The organism is Nocardiopsis camelliae (assembly GCF_028993595.1).
Lineage (GTDB): Bacteria > Actinomycetota > Actinomycetes > Streptosporangiales > Streptosporangiaceae > Nocardiopsis > Nocardiopsis dassonvillei.
Genome location: NZ_CP118614.1, coordinates 2,964,665 through 2,984,562, shown reverse-complemented (window position 1 = coordinate 2,984,562; position 19,898 = coordinate 2,964,665). Strand labels below are relative to the sequence as shown.

18 protein-coding genes are annotated in these 19,898 nt (G+C 73.8%); 4 read left to right on the top strand and 14 right to left on the bottom strand.

Annotated elements, in window-relative coordinates; genetic code table 11:
- Nucleotides 1–160: 160 nt before the first annotated feature.
- From PV789_RS13045 to PV789_RS13005, 9 genes are all read right to left on the bottom strand, one after another.
- Nucleotides 161–904, bottom strand: coding sequence for a GIDE domain-containing protein (locus PV789_RS13045; protein WP_274977671.1), 744 nt, complete (start codon nucleotides 902–904; stop codon nucleotides 161–163).
- 57 nt (nucleotides 905–961) lie between these two features.
- Entirely contained in the window at nucleotides 962–1,312 is a 351-nt protein-coding gene (gene mnhG / locus PV789_RS13040) for a monovalent cation/H(+) antiporter subunit G (RefSeq protein WP_274977670.1), read from the bottom strand.
- On the bottom strand, nucleotides 1,309–1,566 hold the full coding sequence (locus tag PV789_RS13035) for an MrpF/PhaF family protein (RefSeq protein WP_248770173.1): 258 nt from the start codon (nucleotides 1,564–1,566) through the stop codon (nucleotides 1,309–1,311). The genes mnhG and PV789_RS13035 overlap by 4 nt, the downstream gene beginning before the upstream one ends.
- The gene (locus tag PV789_RS13030; protein ID WP_274977669.1) at nucleotides 1,563–1,940 is read right to left on the bottom strand and encodes a Na+/H+ antiporter subunit E; all 378 of its coding nucleotides are present in this window, start codon (nucleotides 1,938–1,940) and stop codon (nucleotides 1,563–1,565) included. Before PV789_RS13030 ends, PV789_RS13035 begins: the two co-directional genes overlap by 4 nt.
- Complete coding sequence (locus tag PV789_RS13025) at nucleotides 1,937–3,454, bottom strand: monovalent cation/H+ antiporter subunit D family protein (RefSeq protein WP_274977668.1); 1,518 nt, start codon at nucleotides 3,452–3,454, stop codon at nucleotides 1,937–1,939. Before PV789_RS13025 ends, PV789_RS13030 begins: the two co-directional genes overlap by 4 nt.
- Nucleotides 3,451–3,759 carry a sodium:proton antiporter gene (locus tag PV789_RS13020; RefSeq protein ID WP_274977667.1) on the bottom strand — a complete coding sequence of 103 codons (309 nt, stop codon included), beginning with the start codon at nucleotides 3,757–3,759 and terminating at the stop codon, nucleotides 3,451–3,453. Before PV789_RS13020 ends, PV789_RS13025 begins: the two co-directional genes overlap by 4 nt.
- Nucleotides 3,756–6,596, bottom strand: a complete 2,841-nt coding sequence (locus tag PV789_RS13015) for a DUF4040 family protein (protein ID WP_274977666.1) — start codon at nucleotides 6,594–6,596, stop codon at nucleotides 3,756–3,758. The genes PV789_RS13020 and PV789_RS13015 overlap by 4 nt, the downstream gene beginning before the upstream one ends.
- Nucleotides 6,597–6,926: 330 nt before the next feature.
- The gene (locus tag PV789_RS13010; protein WP_274977665.1) at nucleotides 6,927–7,160 is read right to left on the bottom strand and encodes a hypothetical protein; all 234 of its coding nucleotides are present in this window, start codon (nucleotides 7,158–7,160) and stop codon (nucleotides 6,927–6,929) included.
- A 301-nt stretch (nucleotides 7,161–7,461) separates the two neighbouring features.
- Nucleotides 7,462–8,055, bottom strand: a complete 594-nt coding sequence (locus PV789_RS13005) for a TetR/AcrR family transcriptional regulator (RefSeq protein WP_274977664.1) — start codon at nucleotides 8,053–8,055, stop codon at nucleotides 7,462–7,464.
- 65 nt (nucleotides 8,056–8,120) lie between these two features.
- Between PV789_RS13005 and PV789_RS13000 the strand changes: the two genes are divergently transcribed.
- Entirely contained in the window at nucleotides 8,121–9,311 is a 1,191-nt protein-coding gene (locus tag PV789_RS13000) for an MFS transporter (RefSeq protein ID WP_274977663.1), read from the top strand.
- A gap of 298 nt (nucleotides 9,312–9,609) precedes the next feature.
- Here PV789_RS13000 and PV789_RS12995 read toward each other — a convergent pair whose 3' ends face one another.
- On the bottom strand, nucleotides 9,610–10,284 hold the full coding sequence (locus tag PV789_RS12995; RefSeq protein WP_274977662.1) for a hemerythrin domain-containing protein: 675 nt from the start codon (nucleotides 10,282–10,284) through the stop codon (nucleotides 9,610–9,612).
- A gap of 140 nt (nucleotides 10,285–10,424) precedes the next feature.
- On the opposite strand from PV789_RS12995, the gene PV789_RS12990 reads away from it, so the two are divergent.
- From PV789_RS12990 to PV789_RS12980, 3 genes are all read left to right on the top strand, one after another.
- On the top strand, nucleotides 10,425–13,073 hold the full coding sequence (locus tag PV789_RS12990; protein ID WP_274977661.1) for an AfsR/SARP family transcriptional regulator: 2,649 nt from the start codon (nucleotides 10,425–10,427) through the stop codon (nucleotides 13,071–13,073).
- A 101-nt stretch (nucleotides 13,074–13,174) separates the two neighbouring features.
- Nucleotides 13,175–14,026, top strand: coding sequence for an LLM class flavin-dependent oxidoreductase (locus PV789_RS12985; protein WP_274977660.1), 852 nt, complete (start codon nucleotides 13,175–13,177; stop codon nucleotides 14,024–14,026).
- Between the two features lie 402 nt (nucleotides 14,027–14,428).
- Nucleotides 14,429–16,057 (top strand): alpha/beta hydrolase, encoded by a 1,629-nt coding sequence (locus PV789_RS12980; RefSeq protein ID WP_274977659.1) that lies wholly within the window; start codon nucleotides 14,429–14,431, stop codon nucleotides 16,055–16,057.
- Nucleotides 16,058–16,343: 286 nt separating this feature from the next.
- On the opposite strand, the gene PV789_RS12975 is transcribed toward PV789_RS12980, so the two are convergent.
- Genes PV789_RS12975 through PV789_RS12960 form a run of 4 tightly spaced genes read right to left on the bottom strand, consistent with a single transcriptional unit; the run spans nucleotide 16,344 to nucleotide 19,883 of the window.
- Complete coding sequence (locus tag PV789_RS12975) at nucleotides 16,344–17,741, bottom strand: hypothetical protein (protein ID WP_274977658.1); 1,398 nt, start codon at nucleotides 17,739–17,741, stop codon at nucleotides 16,344–16,346.
- Nucleotides 17,738–18,451: a class I SAM-dependent methyltransferase gene (locus PV789_RS12970; protein WP_274977657.1), complete on the bottom strand. Its 714-nt coding sequence runs from the start codon at nucleotides 18,449–18,451 to the stop codon at nucleotides 17,738–17,740. The genes PV789_RS12975 and PV789_RS12970 overlap by 4 nt, the downstream gene beginning before the upstream one ends.
- Nucleotides 18,448–19,116, bottom strand: coding sequence for a TIGR04282 family arsenosugar biosynthesis glycosyltransferase (locus PV789_RS12965; RefSeq protein ID WP_274977656.1), 669 nt, complete (start codon nucleotides 19,114–19,116; stop codon nucleotides 18,448–18,450). Before PV789_RS12965 ends, PV789_RS12970 begins: the two co-directional genes overlap by 4 nt.
- Nucleotides 19,113–19,883 (bottom strand): glycosyltransferase family 2 protein, encoded by a 771-nt coding sequence (locus PV789_RS12960; RefSeq protein WP_274977655.1) that lies wholly within the window; start codon nucleotides 19,881–19,883, stop codon nucleotides 19,113–19,115. The genes PV789_RS12965 and PV789_RS12960 overlap by 4 nt, the downstream gene beginning before the upstream one ends.
- Nucleotides 19,884–19,898: the final 15 nt, after the last annotated feature.

Below are 19,898 nucleotides of genomic sequence, written 5' to 3'. Positions count from 1 at the left end.
GTGTCCGCCTCGCAAGTGCCTGCTCCAGAAGTGTCCGGTTCCGGAGTGCGGGTTCCGGCGGCCCGACGGCGCAGGGCGTCGCCGCGCGGGTCCGGACGGCGGTCGGCAGCGCCTTCGCCCGTGGGCTGGCCGACCGCCTCCGAGAACCCGGCGTGAACCGTCACGAGAGCCACAGGGTGAGCGCGAGCGATCCGAGGAAGGCGGCTCCGGCGAGGACCTGCCTCGTCAGGTGGGCGTCGTACAACTGCGGGGCGGTGCGCGTCGAGAGCAGCAGGTACCCGTCGCAGGAGCTCGCGACGAGGGTCTCCCCGTTCCACTCGTAGGCGGTTCCGTTGACCAGGAGGCGGGTCCCGGGCGCGACGGCCCACTCCCGGTAGGAGCGGCCGGCGCTCGAATGCGCGTGCTCGGGCCGCAGCTCCCGCCTCGCCTCCGTCCTGCCGAAAGCGCCCTCCGCCAGGGGGTCCACCACGAAGGAGTCGTGGGTGAGGTCGACCTTGTCCGTGACAGCCCCGCGGGGGTGGCACCACGCGCTCCCCGTCCTGTCCCGGAGCCGGAAGGGCGCCTCGCTCTGCTCCGTGTGGACCAGGGTCACGCGCAGGCGTTCGTGGTGGGAGTCCTCGGCCGGGCGGTGGTCCCACACCTCGGTCCGGTACCACACGCACCTGGTCCCGGAGTAGGGGGCGACCAGCGGTCCCGAGGGCCCCGGCACGGCGTTCCCGTCGACCAGGACCGGGGTGCCGGAGCGGGGCAGGTCCCGCAGCGGAGGCGTCCGGGAACCGCGCATCCTGTGGGACCGTGCGCGCGTGCGCAGCTCCCGGGAGAGCAGGAGGGCGCTGAGCACGGTGGCCAGCAGGGCCAGGAGCTGGAACGCGGTCCGCGATCCGCCGACGAACATGTCATCCATGGTCGCCACCTCCTCGTGCCGGTGGCCTTGGCGGCGGGCCACCGGCACGACGCGGGCTCAGCCCTCCTCCGAACGGTCCGTGTCCGCGTCGGCGAGGGCGTCGTGCCGGGTGGCGGCGGAAAGGGGTGTTCCCGCCAGGTATCCCGCCCGGGCCAGGGCGTTGCCGCCCACCGCCGCGGTGGCCAACTGCACGAGCAGCGCCAGGCCGATCTTGAGCGCGTTCTCCACCGAGGGGAACCACAGCAGCAGGCCGAGCAGGAGCAGGGCCGTCCCCAGACCGGCCGAGACCGACACCCCGTGCAGGCGGGCGTAGAAGTCGCGCAGGCGCACGAGGCCGAGGGCTCCCACCGCGAAGACGGACGCGCCGGCGATCACACAGGCCACGGCGAGCGTCTCGAACGGGGTCATCGTTTGCCTCCGGAGATCAGTCGGGCCAGGGACAGGGCGGAGAGGAACCCCACGAGGGCGCACACGAGCACGATGTCGACCACCAGGTCGGAGTCGACGCGAAGGCCGAGGACGACCACGAGGCCGACGAAACCGAAGAGGACCACGTCGGCTCCGGCCGCCCTGTCCCCCGTGTCGGGGCCTTTCAGGATCCGGTAGGCGGCGACCGCCATGGACGCGCCGAGCAGCAGCAGCGCGATGTCGACGGGGTTCATCGGGTCTCCTCCCCCCGGGGCGCGGCCTTCGTCCGTCCGGCGCGTGTCAGGCCCAACAGGTAGTCCTCCATCTGGTGGATGTCGTCGAGGAAGGCCGACTCGTCAGCGGTGTACATGCCGTGCACCCACAGGGTGGGCGGGTCGGTGCGGGTGGCCACGGTCACCGTTCCGGGGGTCAGGGAGACCATGTTGGCGACGGCCGTGATCTCCAGGTCGGTACGGCAGCGCAACGGGACCTCGATCAGGGCGGGCACGGAGGCGCTGCCGGGGGTGACGATGTCCCAGGCGACCCGGAGCGTGGAGGTCACCACCCGGGAGCCGTAGAAGAACGGGAACCACGCGATCCGCAGGGCCCGGCGCAGGAGAGGGGTCATCGGTTCGTCACCGCCTCGACGTAGGTGGAGGTGTCCAGCAGGTGGGCCGCGGCCAGGGCGCTCAGGTCGAGCAGGAACTGGGCGCCCAGGCCGACGCACAGGGTGACGCCGGTCAGCGCCACCGCGGGCAGCACCAGGCCCGCGCGCATCCTCGTGGCGGCCGGGGCCGCGGTGGCCGTCGCGGCCCCCGCGACCGGCCGTCCGCCCCCGGGCTCGGGGCCGGAGTCCGGGACGGGGCCCCAGAACACCGAGCCCCAGATCTTGAGCATCGACATCAGGGTGATGAGGCTGACGGCGACGGCGAGGGCGGCGACCGCCCACTGGCCGTCGGCGAAGGCGGCGGCGACCAGGGTGAGTTTGGCGACGAACCCGGAGAAGGGGGGCAGCCCGGCCAGGGACAGGGCCGCACCCAGGAAGGCCAGGGCCAGCAGCGGTTCCCGGCGGGCCAGGCCTCCCAGCCGGTCGAGTACGCCGGTGCCGTGGACGTGCTCGATCGCGCCGGTGGACAGGAACAGGGACGCCTTCACCACCATGTGGTGAACGAGGTAGAAGATGCCCGCCATCAGTCCCAGTTCGGTGAACAGGGCCACGCCGAGGAGGATGTAGCCGATCTGGCTGACCATGTGGAAGACCAGGATCGAGCGGGTGGTGTTCTCCCCCACCGCGCCCAGGACCCCGACCAGCATGGTCGCGCCGAACAGCACCAGGCCCACCCACAGCAGCGAGGACTCTCCGCCGAAGACCACCGCGTAGAGGCGGTAGATCGCGTAGACGGCGACCTTGGTGTGCAGGCCGGAGAACAGGGCGGTCACCGCCGGGGAGGGCGCGGTGTAGGTGCGTGCCAGCCATCCGTGCACCGGCACGACGGCGGCCTTGACCGACATGGCCAGCAGCACCACGCCCATGGCGACCGCGACCACGGGTGACTCCTGGGCGGCGCCCGCGAGTTCGCCGAGCTGCACGGTTCCGGCCGCGCCGTAGACCAGGGCGACACCGGCCAGGAACACGGTCGAGGTCAACAGGTTGACCGCGACGTAGGTCCGTCCGCCCCGCAGGCCGCGCAGGGTCCCGGCGATGGCCATCAGCCCGTAGGAGGGCAGCAGCATCACCTCGACGAACACGAAGAGGTTGAACAGGTCCCCCGTGAGGAGGGCCCCGTACACCCCGGCGGACAGCACCAGGACCAGGGACGGGAAGAAGCGCCGGTCGGCCTCGCCGGTGGCCACGGCGAAGGCCGAGCACACCAGCACCAACAGGGCGGTCGTGGTGACCATCAGCGCGCTGAAGGTGTCGGCGGCGAAGGGGACGGCCACCCCGGCGGGCCACAGGCCCACCTGGTGGGCGTGCACCTGTCCCTCCCGGGTGGCCCAGAGCAGGACGGCACCGGCGGCGAGGGCGAAGGCGCTGGTCCCCAGGAACAGGGCGCGGGCCGCCGCACGCGCGAGGGGCAGGACGAGCAGCGCGGCGCCCAGGAGGGGGACCGCGACCAGCACGGGCAGGAGAACGGGGTTCATGAGGCGTCCTCGGTGTCGTCGCTCCCACCGGTCGCGGCGAGGGCGAGCATGTAGATGGTGATGGAGAAGGCGATGACGATCGCCGTGAGCACGAACGCCTGGGGCAGGGGGTCGGCCATGGCGGCGCCGGTGTCCCGTCCCAGCAGGGGTTCGCCCCGGCGGGAGGCTCCGCCCGCCGACAGCAGCAGGAGGTTGGCCCCGTGGCTGAGCAGGACGAAGCCCAGGACGACGCGGACCATGCCGCGTTGCAGGATCAGGTAGACGGCTCCGGCGGTCAGGACGCCGATCGTGATGGCCAGGGTCATCGGGTACCTCCGGTGGCCGGACCGTGCTGGACGGGGTCGGGTGTGCGGTGCGCGTCGGGCTCCGGGGGGCTCTCACGGCCGCTCCGGGGCAGCCCCAGCTGGTTGAGCGCGGTCAGCAGCACGCCGACCACGACCAGGTAGACCCCCACGTCGAAGACGAGCGCGCTGGTGAAGTGGTAGTAACCGCCCCAGGGCAGGGGGATCTCGGCGTGCAGGGGCCGCAGGAAGGACCCGTCGGCGTAGCCGAGCAGCCCGGTGGCCGCGGCGGTGAGGACGCCCGCGGCGATGAAGGCCGGGTAGGCCAGGCGGATGCGGGCCGCCGAGGCGCTGGGCGCGGTCAGGTAGGCCAGGGCGAAGGCCGAACCGCCGACCAGTCCGGCGATGAAGCCGCCGCCCGGGGCGTTGTGGCCACGCAGCAGGAGGTAGAGCGACCACAGCACCAGCAGCGGGATCAGCCAGCGCGCCACGGTGCGCATGATGACGGTGTTGTCGTCGGCGTTCCAGACCGGGTTGGTCCCGGCCACGCGGGAGGAGGCCTCGCCGTTCGCGATGAGACCGGAGGACCGCAGGACGGCGATGATGATCAGGCCGGCCACCCCCAGGACGGTGAGTTCGCCCAGTGTGTCCAGGGCCCGGTAGTCGACCAGGATCGTGTTGACCACGTTGGTGCCTCCGGTGTCCCCGGGCGCGTTGGAGAGCAGGTAGTCGCTGACCCCGGAGGGCTCCCTGCGGCCGGTGAGCAGGTAGGCGCCCAGCCCCGCCGCGGTTCCCGCGGCCAGGGCGACCACCGCGGTGAGGGCGGTGCGTGAACGGCGGACCCGGTGGAACTCGCGGGGAAGTCGGCGCAGCACCAGGACCGCCACGACCACCGTCAGGGTCTCCACCAGCAACTGGGTCAGCGCCACGTCGACGGCGCCCAGGAAGACGAACCACAGCGCGGTGGCGAACCCGGCGACCCCGACCAGGGCCAGGGCGGCCATCCGCGAACGGGTCACCACCGAGGCGAGCACCGCGACCGCCACCAGCGCCACCAGGAGCCAGTCCAGCGCGCGCGAGGTGGGAGCGGGCGCGAGCCCGTAGTCCAGCCCGAGGGAGGAGACCACGGCGGCGAGCACGATGAGCATGACGAACGGCACGGCCAGGTGGCGGGTGGGCGCGTCGGTGCGGGTCGGGTCGCCCACCCGCTTTCCCAGGGTGATGACCGCCGCGTGCACGCGCTCGAAGACGCCTGTGCCCCGGACGGGGAGGAGGCGGAGCCCGGCGAGCCTCTCCCCGGAGCGGGAGGCCCGGGTCAGGAGGGCGCCCAGGAGCAGGGCGGCGGCCGACATCCCCAGGGCGGGGTTGAGTCCGTGCCACAGCGCCAGGTGGGAGTCCGCGGGGGCGAGGACCGCGTCGCCAGCCGCCCGGGAGACGGCCGGGTTGAGCGCTGCCACCCCCAGTCCCAGGACCAGGCCCGCCGCCGCGGTGACCACGGGGGCGGCCAGCAGGAGCGCGCCCGCCTCCCGGGGCGGCTCCCGGTCGGGACGGCCCCTGCCGCTCCCGCCGAAGGACAGGTACACGAACCGGAAGGCGTAGGCGAAGGTCAACGAAGCCGCGGCGACCGCGACGGCCCCGGCGGCCGGACCGGCCCAGGCGGGCCCGGGCGCCCGCAGAAGCGCCTCGAAGAGGTTCTCCTTGCTGACGAATCCCAGGAGAGGGGGGACCCCGGCCATGGACAGGGCGGCGAGCGCGCTCACCGCCGCGGTGACGGGCATCGTCCGGCGCAGACCGCCGAGTTCGCGCAGGTCCCGGGTTCCGGTCTGGTGGTCGATCACGCCCACCGACATGAACAGCGCCGACTTGAACAGGGCGTGGGCCGCGGTGTGCACGGCGGCGGCGACGAGCGCCTGCGGGGTCCCCACACCGATGACGGCGACGAGGAAGCCGAGTTGGCTGACCGTGGAGTAGGCGGTGAGTTCCTTCAGGTCGTGCCGTCGCAGGGCCAGCACGGCGCCGATCACGGCGGTGGCCAGACCGGTGACGATCAGGGTGGCGCCCCACAGCGGTGTGTCGGTGAAGGCCGGGGAGAAGCGCATCGCCAGGTAGACGCCCGCCTTGACCATCGCCGCCGCGTGCAGGTAGGCGCTCACCGGGGTGCTCGCGGCCATGGCGTCGGGCAGCCAGTAGTGGAAGGGGAACTGGGCCGACTTGGTGAACACCGCGACGATGACGAGCACCGCCACGGTGCCGGTGAAGGCGGTGTCCTGGGTCCAGGACGGGTCGCCCAGGATCGCGCTGAGGCGGGTGGTTCCGGTGCGCACCCACAGCAGCACCACCGCGGTCAGCAGTGCCAGACCACCCATGGCGGTGAGCAGGAACGTGCGCACCGCCGGCCGTGAGGCACCCGGGCCGGACAGGCCGATCAGGTAGAAGGAGCAGATCGTGGTCAGCTCCCAGAAGACGAAGAGCAGGACCACGTCGTCGGCCAGGACCAGACCGGTCATCGACAGGGCGAAGGCGCTCATCAGGACGTAGAAGCCGGTCCTGCGCCCGGGCGGGAAGTAGCGGGTGGAGTAGGCCGTGACCAGGGCGCCCACGCCGAGTACGAGCACGCAGAACAGCCAGGCCAGGCCGTCCATGCGCAGGTGCAGCCCCACGCCGAGGGCGGGCATCCAGGGCAGGGACGCCTCCGGGACCCGGTCGTGGTTCCACAGGGCGGGCCCCTGGGCGCCGACCCACAGGGCCGCCAGGGCCAGTACCAGGGCGATGGGCCACCCCGCGGCGCGGCCCAGCGGGCGTTCCAGCAGCGGGACGAGCAGTGTGGTGACGGTGAGTACGGCAAGGAGGAGCAGCAGCACGCCGCTGTCCTTTCACGGTTGCGCGCCGGTCCCCGGGCATGCGGGCACACGCCGGGGACGGCCGTGGCGCACGGGGGCGCGGCACGGTCGGCGTTCAGCGAAAAAAGGTGGAAGAGGGCACGCGAAAGGTGCCTCGCGCAGGACGGAACCCGAAGAGGACCGCGGGCACTGACGTCGGTTACCGGTGCCTTGGGCGGACCGGTAGCCGAAGAGGACCGCGGGCGATGACGTCAGACACCGGCGCTTTGGGCAGGCCGGTGACCGACGGCGCGCGGACACGGGGCGACCGTCATGCGGAGAAGAGAAGACGCCTCGACCGAGGCGGGAGGGTCAGCTGCGTCCGGGCGGGCAGGAGCTGAGTTCGCCGTGGGCGTTGGTACCCCACGAGGTGGAGTAGCCGTTGGTGCCCAGGGGGCGGGGGTTACGCACGGGCAGCTTGTGTCGTTCGGCGAAGCGCGAACGGCCGACGCGGGCGTGGACGTCCAGGGCGCGCAAGTGGGCGCCTTCGAGGAGGACGGGCGTGTGACGACGCGGCGGGGGCGCCGTGGCCGCTGTCCGGGACATCACAGCACCTCCCCTCACGCCTTGTCTGATCACAGCGGCTGCCACCGTACCAGCTGCTGCTTCAGGCGGGCCAGACGAGGACGCCGCGCACTGGATGTGAACAGGATCTCAGTATGTTCTGGTTTCGACCGACCGGCCCTCCGGGAGCCCCGGGAGGGCGCGGGCGCACCAATCGGCTCCGGGCAGTCGGGCGGACCCCCTCCCCCGCCCCCTCCGGCGGGTGCGCGGGCGGGGCTCAGAACGCGAGGACGGGTGCGCGGGCCGGGCACCCAGCGATCCGCCGGGTGCCGGGCCTCCCGCCTCACCCGCCGGATCGCGCTGCGGCCACGCGGGAGTCGACCCAGGCGCACAGGTCCTCCAGGGCGGCCTCGGTCCGCTCCCGGTCACCGGTCATGAGGTAGTCGGTCTCCAGTCCGGCGAAGGCGGCGTTGAGCACGGTGGCGTGCACGAGGGCCGCCTTCGGGTCCAGGCCGCGCGCGGCCAGGCACGCCGCGACGAACTCCGCGCGCCTGCGGGCGAAGCCCGGCACCGGGCACGGGAGCCTGCCGCTGGCGGCCAGGCCCTCGATCTCGCGGATCAGGCGGGTCGTGGCCACCTCACCGGAGCCGAGGTTGCGCTTCCACGTGGAGCGGACGATGGCGCCGACCGGCACGGAGGGGTCCTCCCAACCGGGGGTGGCGCGCAGGGCCTCGTGCTGCTGCTCGTCCAGCCGTTCCAGCACGGCGGCGACGAGGGCGTCCTTGTCCGCGAAGTGGTGGGTGAGCACACGGGTGCTCTGCCCGAGCCCCTCGGCCAGGGCACGCAGCGAGAAGTTACCGATGCCCGTGCGGGAGAGCTGGCCGATCACCGCGTCGACGACGTCCCGGCGACGGCGCGGGTCCGCGATCCGTGGCATGGTGCCCCACCTCCGGAAGGCCACTTTGGCACACGGATAAGGGAAACACTTGTTACCTTTATCCCATGAGTGGTTTCCAACGGCCTCCCCTGTGGCTCCTCGCCCTGGCACTGGCCGCCTTCGCGGTCCAGACGGACGACTTCATCATCATCGGCGTGCTCCCGGCGATCGCCTCCGACGTGGACGTGTCGGAGGCCGCGGCCGGACAGCTCGTCACCGTCTACTCCCTCGTCTACGCGCTCACCGCGCCCCTGTGGGCGGTCCTGTTCGCCCGGATCTCCCGCAGACGGGCCCTGTTCTGGGCCCTGGCCGTGTTCACCGCCGCCAACGCCGCCGTGCCGCTCGTCGACGGCTACCTCCCGCTCGTGGCCCTGCGGGTCGTGGCGGCGCTGGCGGCGGCGGTGGTCCTGCCCGCTTCCCTGGCGATCGCGAGCACACAGGCCCCGCCCGAGCACAGGGGCCGCTACCTGGCCACCGCCATGACGGGCCTGACCGGCGCCATCCTGATCGGCGTCCCCCTCGGGACGTGGATCGGCGCCCTGCTGGGCTGGCAGGCGACCTTCGTGTTCGGCGGGCTCCTGGGACTGGCCTCCCTCGCTCTCGCCGCCCGCGCCCTGCCCGCCGGGGCGGACGGTACCGAGCAGGAACCCCAGGCCCTGGCGGACCTCGTCCGCCCGCTGGTCGACCGGACCGTGGCCGTCGTCCTGGCGATCACCGTCCTGACCGTGGCCGGGAACCTCGCCTTCCAGACCTACATCGCGGTCGTCCTCTCCGGGCTCTCCGGCGTCACCCCCGCCCTGCTGGCGGTGCTGCTGGTGTGCTCCGGCGTCGGTGGCCTGCTCGGCACGCAGGCGTCGGGCCGCCTGGTGGACCGCCTCGGACCTCTGCGCGCCTTCCTGTGCGCCGTCGTGCTCTTCTGCCTGACGATGTCCGCCATGGCCCTGCTGTGGCTGGTGGCCCCGGTGTCCGTGTGGGCGGTGGTGCCCCTGCTCATGGCCTGGTCAGCCGCCGCGTGGGCGGTGCCGCCGAGCCTGCAGACGCTCATGCTCGACCGGGCGGGTACACGCGCCTCCTCGCAGGCCATGGCGGTGCACAGCAGTTCGGTGTACGTCGGGGCGGCCCTGGGCGGAGTCCTCGGCGGCGCGGCGGTCGCCGTGAGCCCCGGCCTGGTCCCGGCGGCCGCGGCGGCGGCCGCCGGGTTCGGTCTCGGGCTCAGCGCGCTGATCCGCCGCGCCCCCGCCAGAGCCGACGCCTGACCCCCGGGCAGTGCGGAGAGCCTCATCCCGCTGGCCGAACCCCAGCGCCGGTTCGCCTACGACCGGCTGCCCGCACGGCCCTACCACCACGACAGCGGATGGACCGTCGAAGGCGCCACCGCACCCCTCGCCCGAAGACTCGCAGTCCACCGGCCCGGGGATCGGGAGGAGGAGTCCTTCGCCCGCGGTGGCGCGGCACGGCTCATCCTGATCGCCTGCGGCGGACGGTTCGACGAGTGGACCGGGTACTACCGCGACAGCGTGGTGATCACGGCCGCGGCTCGCGCGTGAGCGGGGATCAGAGATCTGAACCCGGGCTCGCGGCGGCCAGGCGCTGACGGTGGTTGCGATGGAGACGGGCCCCGATCGGGCGACCGGCATGCCAGACGACCGCGGGGACGGCGGCGCGCAGGAGCTGGGCCTGCTCCTCGCTCGCCCCGTGCAGGGCCATGCCCAGCATCAGCAGACGCCGAGCGAAGGTCACCTTGCCGAAGGACGCCTCGACGGTCGCCTTCCACTCGCGTTCGGTCAGGTAGCGATCGATGAGCGGCAGGATCCGCTCCTCCTCCAGCGCCAGGTGCTCGTACAGCGCCGGCAACAGACGCTCCGCGACGGCGGCGACAGCATCCCGGTCGGTGGCGTCGGCGGAGGCCTGCCAACGCCGACTGCCCGCGGCGAGCGCCTCCAGCTCGCTGTCGATGAAGGCGTGCTGCCGGTCCATCGTCTCGACGAGGGGCTCGACGTCGGCGGGGCAACGCTCCCGCAGCCGGGGCCACACATGGTCGTCCTCGCTGGTGTGGTGGGCGTGCAGGAAGTCGACCATCATCAGGACGTGGCGGGCGACGACGGTGGTGCCGTCCGCGTCACGCGCCGACACGCCGGCGACCAGCGCGGGCAGAGCGGCGAACTCCCGCCGCATGGCGTCGTGCGCGCCGATCATGTCGCGGCTGTCGGCCATCTTCTCGTTGTGCATGGAAGCAGCTTCGGGGCTGTACCTTGCAAGCCGCCTACAGCACGGATACGGCGGCCGCCGCGCCGTTTGCCGCCGTAGGTGGCATGGGCTTACATGGTGCGGTGCTGACATTCTCGGTGCTGGGTCCGTTCGAGGTTCGCGTGGGAGATCAGCCGGTCCACGTCGGGGGCCGGCTGCCCCGCAGGCTGCTGGCGATCCTGATCGCCGCGGAAGGGCGTCCGGTCCGGGATGACAGCCTGGCCGAAGGAGTGTGGGGCGACCGCCAGCCACGCGATCCGGCGGGCGCACTGCAGGTGTACGTCTCCCGGCTGCGCCGGGTGCTGCCGGGCACGGCGTTGCAGCGGTCCCCCGGTGGCTATCGGCTTCTTGCCGCCGACACCGACGTCGAACGGTTCCGCGGCCACCTCGTCCGCGCCCGCGCGTTGGCGGCCGGCGACCGCCACGCCGACGCGCACGAGGCCTTCGACACGGCGCTGCGGTTGTGGCGCGGGACACCCTACGAGGATCTGGCCGACGACGAGTCGACGGCCGCGATCCGTGCCGCCCTGGTGGAACAGCGCGACAGCACCCAGGAGGAGGGCGCTGCGGCGCTGCTGGCCGCCGGCGACCACGCCGGTGCGGCGGAAAGGCTCGAACTGCTGGTGCACGCCGAGCCGTACCGCGAACGCCGATGGCAGTTGCTGGCCCTGGCGCTCTACCGCTCGGGACGCCAGGCCGACGCCCTGAACGCGGTGCGCCGGGTCCGGACCCTGCTGGCCGAGGAACTGGGTGTCGACCCCGGACCGGAGTTGCGGCAGCTCGAAGCCCGCATCCTGTCACAGGACCCGGCCCTGGCGGCCGTCGGCGTCGGGGCCGCGACGCCCGGTGACCGGCCGCTGTCGTCGTTCATCGGCCGCGACGCCGATCTGGCCGTGCTGGACCGTCTCGTCGGCATGCACCGGCTCGTCACCGTCGTCGGGCCCGCCGGGTCGGGCAAGACCCGCCTGGCCGTGGAGTGGGCGGGGCGGGACGCCGTCGTCCGGCTCGCCGATGTGGCCGACCCCGCCCACCTGGTCTCGGCGGTCGCCGCGGCGGTCGACGTCACCGGGTTCGCCGGGGACCCGTACGAGGCACTCGTCAAGCGGCTGCGTCTGCTCGGGAAACCCCTGGTGCTCGACAACTGCGAGCACCTCGTCGGCGAGGTGGCCCGGCTCGTCATCGACCTGCTCGACCGGATTCCCGCGTTGCGGGTGGTGGCCACCAGCCGCGGACCGCTCGGCGTCGACGGCGAGCACAGTCTCCCGCTCGGGCCGCTGGCCGCGGACGACGCCGTGGCGCTGCTGGCCGACCGCATCCGCGCGGGCCGGCCCGGCTGGGTCGAGCAGGACGCCGACCGCCGTGACCTGCGCCGCCTCGCCGACGCGCTGGACCGTCTGCCGCTGGCCCTGGAGCTGGGGGCGGCGCGGGTGCGGACCTTCGGCGTACGGGGGCTGATCGAGCACCTGAACGACCGTTTCACCGTGCTGGGCCGGATCCCGCGCGGCACGATGACCTCGCACGCGACGTTGCAGGAGGCCGTCGCCTGGAGTTTCGCTCTCCTCTCCGGCGACGAACGTGATCTCGCGGTGCGGCTCTGGCCCTACGAGGGTGGTTTTCCCGTGGAGGCCGCGGCCTCCGCTGCCGCCCGGCTCGACGCGCTCGTCTCGCTAGTCGACCAGTCCGTGGTCACCGCCGAGACCGGCGGCGGCACGGCGCGGTACCGGATGCTGGAGACGATCCGGGCGTACTGCCGGTCCGTGGACGAGGATCCGGCGGCGACCCGGGCCGCCCATGCCGTCTGGGTTCGCGAGCTGGCCGCCCGGGCCGCGGGCGATCTGCAGGGCGTGCGGTCAGCGAGCACGATGGCGGCGCTGCGTCTGGAGTTGCCGAACCTGCGCGCAGGGCTCGCGCACGACCTGACGCACGCCCCGGTCGAGGCGTTGCGTACGGCCGCGCGGCTCATGTGGTTCTGGATCCGCAGCGGCCTGCTCGACGAGGGCAACCGGATGCTGACCGCAGCCCTGGCCGCCGCGCCGGACGCCCCGCTCGGTGACTCCGTGCGGGCCAAGACCTCGTCGGCCGGACTGTTCTACTTCACCGGCGACGTCACCACGGCACGGCGCATGCTGTCCGAGGCGCTCCTGGAGGTGGGCTCGGAACCGGGGCATCGCGGCCTGCTCGCCGAGGTCCGCTACTACCAGGCTCTGGTCCAGCTGCCGGGAGGCGACCCGGCGATCGCGCTGACCGCGTCGGCCGAGGCGCACGCCATCGCCACCGAGACGCAGACCACCTGGCTGATCGCGGCCACCTCCATGGCGTGGGGCGCCGCCCTCGTCATGGCCGGCCGGATCGCCGACGGCCAGCACCGGCTGCGTGCTGCCGTGCGGCTGGCCGACGCCTCCGGGCTGGTCTGGACGGCCGCGCTCAGCGAGCTGATGCTGGCCCAGACCCTGGTCGAGGCGGGGAACAGCGAAGCGCTGCCCCTGCTGCGGACCTCGCTGCGGCGCTTCCTCGACGAAGGCGACCTGAGCAACCAGCTGGCCGTGCTGCACAACGGGGCCCTGGCCTTGGAGGCGGCCGGCGACGCGGCCGGCGCCGCGCTGCTCCGCGACGTCGTCCATTTCCACCAGGCGCGCAGCGGTATCCGACCGACCGGCACCTACCTCCAGTCGGTCATACCGCACGGCTGGTACGAAGGCGCCCCTCCCGCACAGCCGCCGACATTCGACGACGCCGTCGCCGTCCTGTCCGCCCCGGTGCGCACTGTCTGACGGTTGCAACCCGGGTGTAGGGGTGCCTGGCCAGGATCACGGGGCGGGCCGGTCCACGGCCCGTGCAACGTCGACACCCGTACCAGCTAAGGACCGTCTTCATGCGCATCGGCATCGGACTACCCAACCAGGTCCGCGACGTCCACGCCCCAGTGATTCCCGCCTGGGCCCGCAGAGCGGAGGAAGCGGGCTTCGCCACCCTGGGCACCACCGGCCGAGTCGCCTATCCGGGCGTGATGGACACCGTCGCCCTGGCCGCGGCCGCCGGGGCCACCACCACGATCGGGCTGATGAGCCAGGTACTGCTGGCGACCACCTGGCCGGGCGCGCTGCTGGCCAAGGAGGCGGCGTCGATCGACGGAGTCTCCGGCGGTCGGCTGATCCTCGGCATCGGGGTGGGCATCCGCGAGGACGACTTCGTCGTGCCCGGGCACGGACCCCGGGGCCGGGGCGCCCGGATGGACCGCGACCTGGCGACCTATCGGTCGGTCTGGGCCGGTGAGCCCCTCTCGGGAAGCACGAATCCGGCGGTTCCGGCCGGAGGACGGCAGGTGCCGCTGCTGTTCGGCGCCAATACCCCGGCCGCCTACCGCCGGATGGCCGAGTCGTCGGACGGCTACATAGCCGGGTCAGTGCCGGCGGACCTGGCGTCCGGCGCTTTCGACGCCGCCCGTGCCGCCTGGCAGGCGGCCGGGCGGCCGGGACGGCCTCGGCTGGTCGCCCTCAACTACTTCGCGCTGGGCGATCCCGACCGCGGTCGGGCCAACATCGCCGATTACTACGCCGCTATCGGCGAATACCAGGACATAGTCGTCGACAACGTGCACACCGACGCGGAATCGCTGCGCGACGCCGTCAAGCAGTTCGAGGCCCTGGGGGCCGACGAACTGATCCTGGGCCCGGGAACCGACGACCTCGACGAGGTCACCCGCCTGGCCGACATAGTGCTCTGACTCCAAGCACGCCTTCTCCCGGCGGGCCCTGGCTGGGGTGGCCGGGGCCCGAGTGCGCTCCGCTCCTGGTGGGGCGCGTGTCGCTCCCGTTCGCGTATGCGGTGGACGACCGAGCGGACCACCTCTGCCCCCCGGAGACCACCACCTCCGGTCGGTCCCGCGCGCGGCGCCCGGACCTCCGTCACGGAACGACACCACCCACGAACGACGTGTGTCTGTCACGGCTTTTCCGTGAGGTTCGCACCGCCAACGCATGACACGGTGTCACTGGTGGACTCAGCGGAGTGACAGCAGGCTGGACGCGTGCCTCCGGCGACGGCGGTCACGGCCCTCCCGCGACGGACGGCGGGGCGCCGTGCCCGACGGAGCGCCGGTGAAATCGACATCCAGGAGGCTGGAGACATGGGACGAAGGCGGAGCGCGGGCCGAAGTCTGCCCCCGGTGGTGGTGGCGATGGGCCTCGTGGGCTCACTGGTCGCCCCGGTGTCAGCCGCGGCCGACGAGCGGAGCGGGGCGCCGACGACGGATCTGGCGTGGGGAGCCTGCCCCGAGGACGTCCCGGACGCGACGCAGGTGCTGGAGTGCGCCACCGTGCCGGTGCCCGTGGACTACGACGACCCCGACGGCGACCGGATCGAGATCATGGTGTCGCGGCTGGCCAGCACGGACCCAGAGCAGAGGCGCGGCGTGCTGCTGCTCAACCCCGGCGGCCCGGGCGGGTCCGGGCTGTCGATGCCCGCGGATCTGGCCTCCCTGGGCATGCCCGCCAGCGTCCTGAACAGCTACGACCTGATCGGCATGGACACCCGCGGGGTCGGGCACTCCTCGGCGGTGAGCTGCGGCTTCACCATGGACCAGGAATACTTCGGCAACATCCCGCCCTACGCCGTCGACGAGGCGGCGGTCACCGAACAGGCCGCGGTCGCCGAGGGGGTCGCCGACCAGTGCGCGCAGAGCGACGAGAACGGGCTGATGAGCCACATCTCGACGGCGAACATGGCCCGCGACCTGGACCGGATCCGGGCCGCCCTCGGCGAGGAGAAGGCCAGCTTCTTCGGGCTGTCCTACGGGTCGGCGCTGGGCGCCGCCTACGCCTCGATGTTCCCCGGGAGCACCGACCGGATCATCCTCGACAGCAACGTCGGTGACACCCACCTCGACTACGACGGCATGCGCAGGTACGCCCTGGGCTTCGAGGAGACCTTCCCCGACTTCGCCGCCTGGGTGGCGGAGCGCGACGGCAGCTACGGCCTGGGCAGTTCGCCGGAACAGGTCCGGGAGACGTACTTCGAGACCGCCGAGCGGCTCGACGAGGAGGGTCCGGTGGCCGGTGTCAACGGCCACGTCTTCCGGCTGGCCGTCTTCGTAGGGCTCTACAACGAGCGCAGCTACGGGCGGACTGCACAGCTGTGGCAGTCGGTGCGCCTCGCGGACGAGGAGGCGGTGCGACGGCACATGGAGGAGAACGGGCTCGGCGGCGTGCCGGTCGGCGGTGCCGGGGCGGCGACGGGAGAGCTGTGGCCCTCCGACAACGCGTGGTCGGTGTTCCTCGCCACGACCTGCAGCGACGTCGAGTGGTCCGAGGACCTGGCGACCTACCAGCAGGGCGTGGCCGAGGACCGGGAGAAGTACCCGATGTACGGCGCGGCCAGCGCCAACATCATGCCCTGCGCCTACTGGAACGACGCTCCGTCCGAGCCCGCCGTGGAGATCACCGGTGAGGGCCCGGACAACGTCCTCATCATGCAGAACCTGCGCGACCCGGCCACACCGCACCTGGGCGGCGTGCTGCTGGACGAGAAGTTCGGCCAGCGCTCCCGCCTGGTGAGCGTCGACGACAGCGGTCACGGCGCATACGTCTACGGCGACAACCCCTGCGCCTGGGACGTGGCCACGAGCTACCTGGTCGACGGCGAGTTCCCCGAACAGGACGTCTCCTGTGAGGCGTCCGGGGCCTCCGGCCTGGAGTTGGACGAGGAGGCCCAGCGGTCGCGGACCGAGACCCTCGACCAGCTCCAGGACACCGCCTGAGCACACGGTCGGGGACGATCGCCACTCCTGAGCGCTGAGGGGCGGGACGGCACAGCTCGTCCCGCCCCTCAGCGTCCCCACGGCCGCTCGCGCCCGGAGACGCCCGGCGTGCGCCCGGTGCCCTCCGGCTTCATCCGCCCACGCCCGGTCGCGCCCGGAAACACTCGGCGCGCCACGGTCGCGGACTCCCCCGGCAGCGCCGCGGGCGGGCTCCTTCGCTGCCCGCGCGGACGCCGGGGCCTCGGGCACCAGGGCTTGGGACACCGGCCCCGGGGAGCGCCCGGGTTCACCAACCGGTGAGCAGCAGGTGGTTGACCGCGAGCGCCGTGGCCGCCTGGACGGCCAGCCAGGCCCTGTGGTGGCGGTCCGGCAGGAGGGCGGCGGCCGGGACGAGCCACAGCACGAACGGCAGCCAGATGCGTTCGGTCTCGCCCTTGCTCATCCCCGACAGGGTGGCGGCCGCGACCGCGCACAGGGCGGCGGCCACCAGCATGGCCGCTGTGGCCTCCTCCCGGGACGGCGCCCGCCGCAGGCCGCGCACCGCCCCGGGCAGGCGCGCCAGGGCCCGCCGCAGGCCCGCCGCCGTCGCGGCTCCGGTCGTCAGGCACGCCACGGCCAGGTTCGCCCAGACCCAGTAGCCGTAGGGCCGCACCGACGCGAACCCCTGGTAGTAGCGCTCCACGAGCAGCTGGTAGCCCTCCCACCAGTGGAAACCGGCCGCGGTGAAGGCCGCGGCGACGGCCAGGGCGCCCAGCAGCGCGTAGGGCAGGGGGCGCGCGGTCCGCGCGCACAGGAGCACCGCCACGGCCGGGAGCCCGATGAGGACGAGCCCGTAGGACAGGTACACCGACCACCCCAGGAGCAGACCGGCCGCCAGCGCGGTGGCGCGCGGCGCACGCGCGTCGGGGGCCGCAGACACAGCGAGCAGGGCCAGGCCCCACGCGGTGACCGCCGCGAAGTACCCGTCCGCCGACGTGCCCACCCACACCGCGGCGGGCAGCAGCACGAGGAACGGGGCCGCCCGGCGCGCCGTCGGCTCCGCGCCGAGCGCGCGCATCGCGACCAGGACCGCGGCGGCGGCCGAGCCGCCGACCACGACGCACCACAGCCCGGCCCACGCCCCGCCGCCCAGGCCGATCCGGTCCAGCGCGACGAAGGTCAGGACGGCGCCCGGGGGGTGTCCGGCCACGTGCGTGGGCCAGTTGTCCGGCTGCCCGATGAGGATGTGCCGGGTGAACGTGCTCAGCGCCGCGCCCACGTCCTCGAAGCGGTCGACCGAGGACAGGTACTCGTGGGGCGACAGCATGCGGCCGACGATCCCGCGCCGCCACCCGTCGACCAGCGCGAGCGCGGTGGTCCAGAGCGCGGACGCGGCCCAGACCGCCCACACCAGGGCGCGCCAGGGCAGAGCGCGCGCCGCCGCGGGCCCGCAGGCCGCCACCACCGCGGCCAGGGCCAGGGCGGGGACCGTGCCGGGCCCCGTGTGGGGGAACCAGGACGCGTACAGCGGCGGCCAGTCCACGTGCAGGACGCCGTGGGCGCGCTCGATCCGGGTGCCGATGACGGCGGCAGCCGTGAAGAGGAGCGCGGCCAGGGCCGCCACGGCCAGGTCGGCGCGCGCTCCCGTCCGGGCGGCGCCGACCGCGCTCCGGACGTCGCGCTGGTGGAGTCCGGGCCGCGTCACGCCGTCACCGCGGGGCGGACGGGCCCCGGCGCCGGGTTGTCCCGCGGCGCGCGCAGCGCCGCGAACCGGCGTCCCCGCACCTGCCAGGCCTCCGACCACTCCCATCCGCTCTCCCGTGCGCACCACCGCAGGGCGCGGGGGCCGATCCGCGCCCACGGGAACGGGGAGCCCGGTTCCCCCCGGCCGTCGGTGACCTGCACCGTCACGCACTCGTGGACCTCGTGGGCGGCGGTCTCGACGATGAGCAGGCCGCCGGGCAGCACGACCTGCCGCATGCGGGCGAGCAGGTCCCCGGGGACTCCGCCGATACCGATGTTGCCGTCGACCAGCAGCGCGGTGCGCCAGCCCCCCTCGCCCGGCAGGGGGTCGAACACCGAGGCGCACACCGCACGGCCGCCCGCCTCGACCGCGCGCGACACCGCCACGGGGTTCATGTCCACGCCCAGCGCCCGGCGGCCCCGGGCGGCGAGCGCGACGACCATGCGCCCGGGCCCGCAGCCGGCGTCCAGCGTGTCGCCCTCGCAGCGCTCCAGCACGCTCTCGTCCGCGGCGTCGGTGCCCCCGCACCAGCGTTCGACGTCCAGGCGCAGCATCCACCCGTCGGGCCGTCGCAGGAAGAGGGGGCCGCGGCCGTCGGCGAGCGCCCGCGAGTAGGGGTCGCACAGCCACGGGGCCGATCTCGTGTCGATCCCGGTCTCCGTCGCGCTCACGGCCGACACCCCGCTCCGGCGAGCCGGACCGCCCTGCCGAAGCGGCTGCGGGGGACGAGCGAGGCGACCAGCGCGGCGTCGCGGGGCGTGTCCACGTCCGTGAGCACGTCCAGGTCGCCCACGCGCAGCCCGGCACCGACCAGCCGCGCGCGCTGGACGCGCCCGGTGTGATCCGTGGACATCGGCACGCCCCGCAGCAGGCGGGGGTCGGGTTCGGCCAGGCCGAGCGCCCAGAAGCCCCCGTCCTCGCTCGGGCCGAACCACGCGTCGGCGCGCTCCCAGGCGTCCGGGGCCAGGGCGGGCCCCAGGAGCTCCCCGTTCACCTGGGGGGTGTCCATGCCGATCAGCAGGGAGGGGCCCGAGCATCGGGCGAACGCGTGCGCGAGCCGTTCGTCGAGCCCGCCGCCCGACTGCGGGACCACCTCGAACCCCGGCGGGAGCCAGGGTCCGGGCCGCCCCTCCAGCACCAGGAGCCTCCTGCGGGCGGGGAGCGAGCGCACCGTGTGCAGGGTGTCCGCCAGGGCGGCCTCGGCGACCGCGGCGGCCTCCCGCGGCGAGTACTCCGGGGTCAGCCGTGTCTTGACCCGTCCGGGAACGGGTTCCTTGGCGATCACCATCAGGGTGGCCTCCCCCGCCGGGAGGTCGCGCCCGCCGTCGCCGGTCATGGCCGCCCTCCCCTCGCGCGCACGCCCTCCGGGCCCCGGGGCTCGCGCAGCACCGCCGTCATGTCGCGCACGGCGGTCCACGTGCCGCGCCACGTCCCCGTCACCTTGGAGGCCCCCGACCTGGGCAGGTAGGGGACGTCCACCTCGTCGACCCGCCACCCGGCGTCGGCGGCGCGCACGACCGTCTCCAGGGGGTAGCCCGAACGCCGGTCGGTCATCCCCAGCTTGAGCAGGTCCGTCCTGCGGGCGGCGCGCATCGGCCCGATGTCGCGCACCCGCACCCCGGTCCGCGAGCGCAGCATCCGCGCGACGACGGCGTTGCCGACCCTGGCGTGCGTCGGCCAGACCCCCCGGCGGACGGGGCGCCGCCTGCCCAGAACCAGGTCCGCCCCGCCGACCCGCACCCGTTCCACCATCTGCGGGAGCAGGGCGGGGTCCAGGGAGGCGTCGCAGTCGCAGAAGCAGACGAACTCGGCGGTCGCGGCGGACAGGCCCGCGTGGCACGCGGCGCCGAACCCCCTGCGCGGTTCGGAGACGACGAGGGCCCCCAGCTGCGCGGCGACGCCCGCCGAGCCGTCCGTTGACCCGTTGTCCACGACGATCGCCCGCCACCCCGGTGGGACGCGTTCCAACACCCAGGGCAGGGCGGACGCCTCGTCCAGACAGGGCAGCACCACGTCGACCGGTGGCGGCGGATCGCCGCCCGCCGTGTCGGGCGACGCCTGCGCCGGTTCGTCCTGGCCGTACTCGTGTGGTTCTCTGCTCACCCTGGTTACGCTACG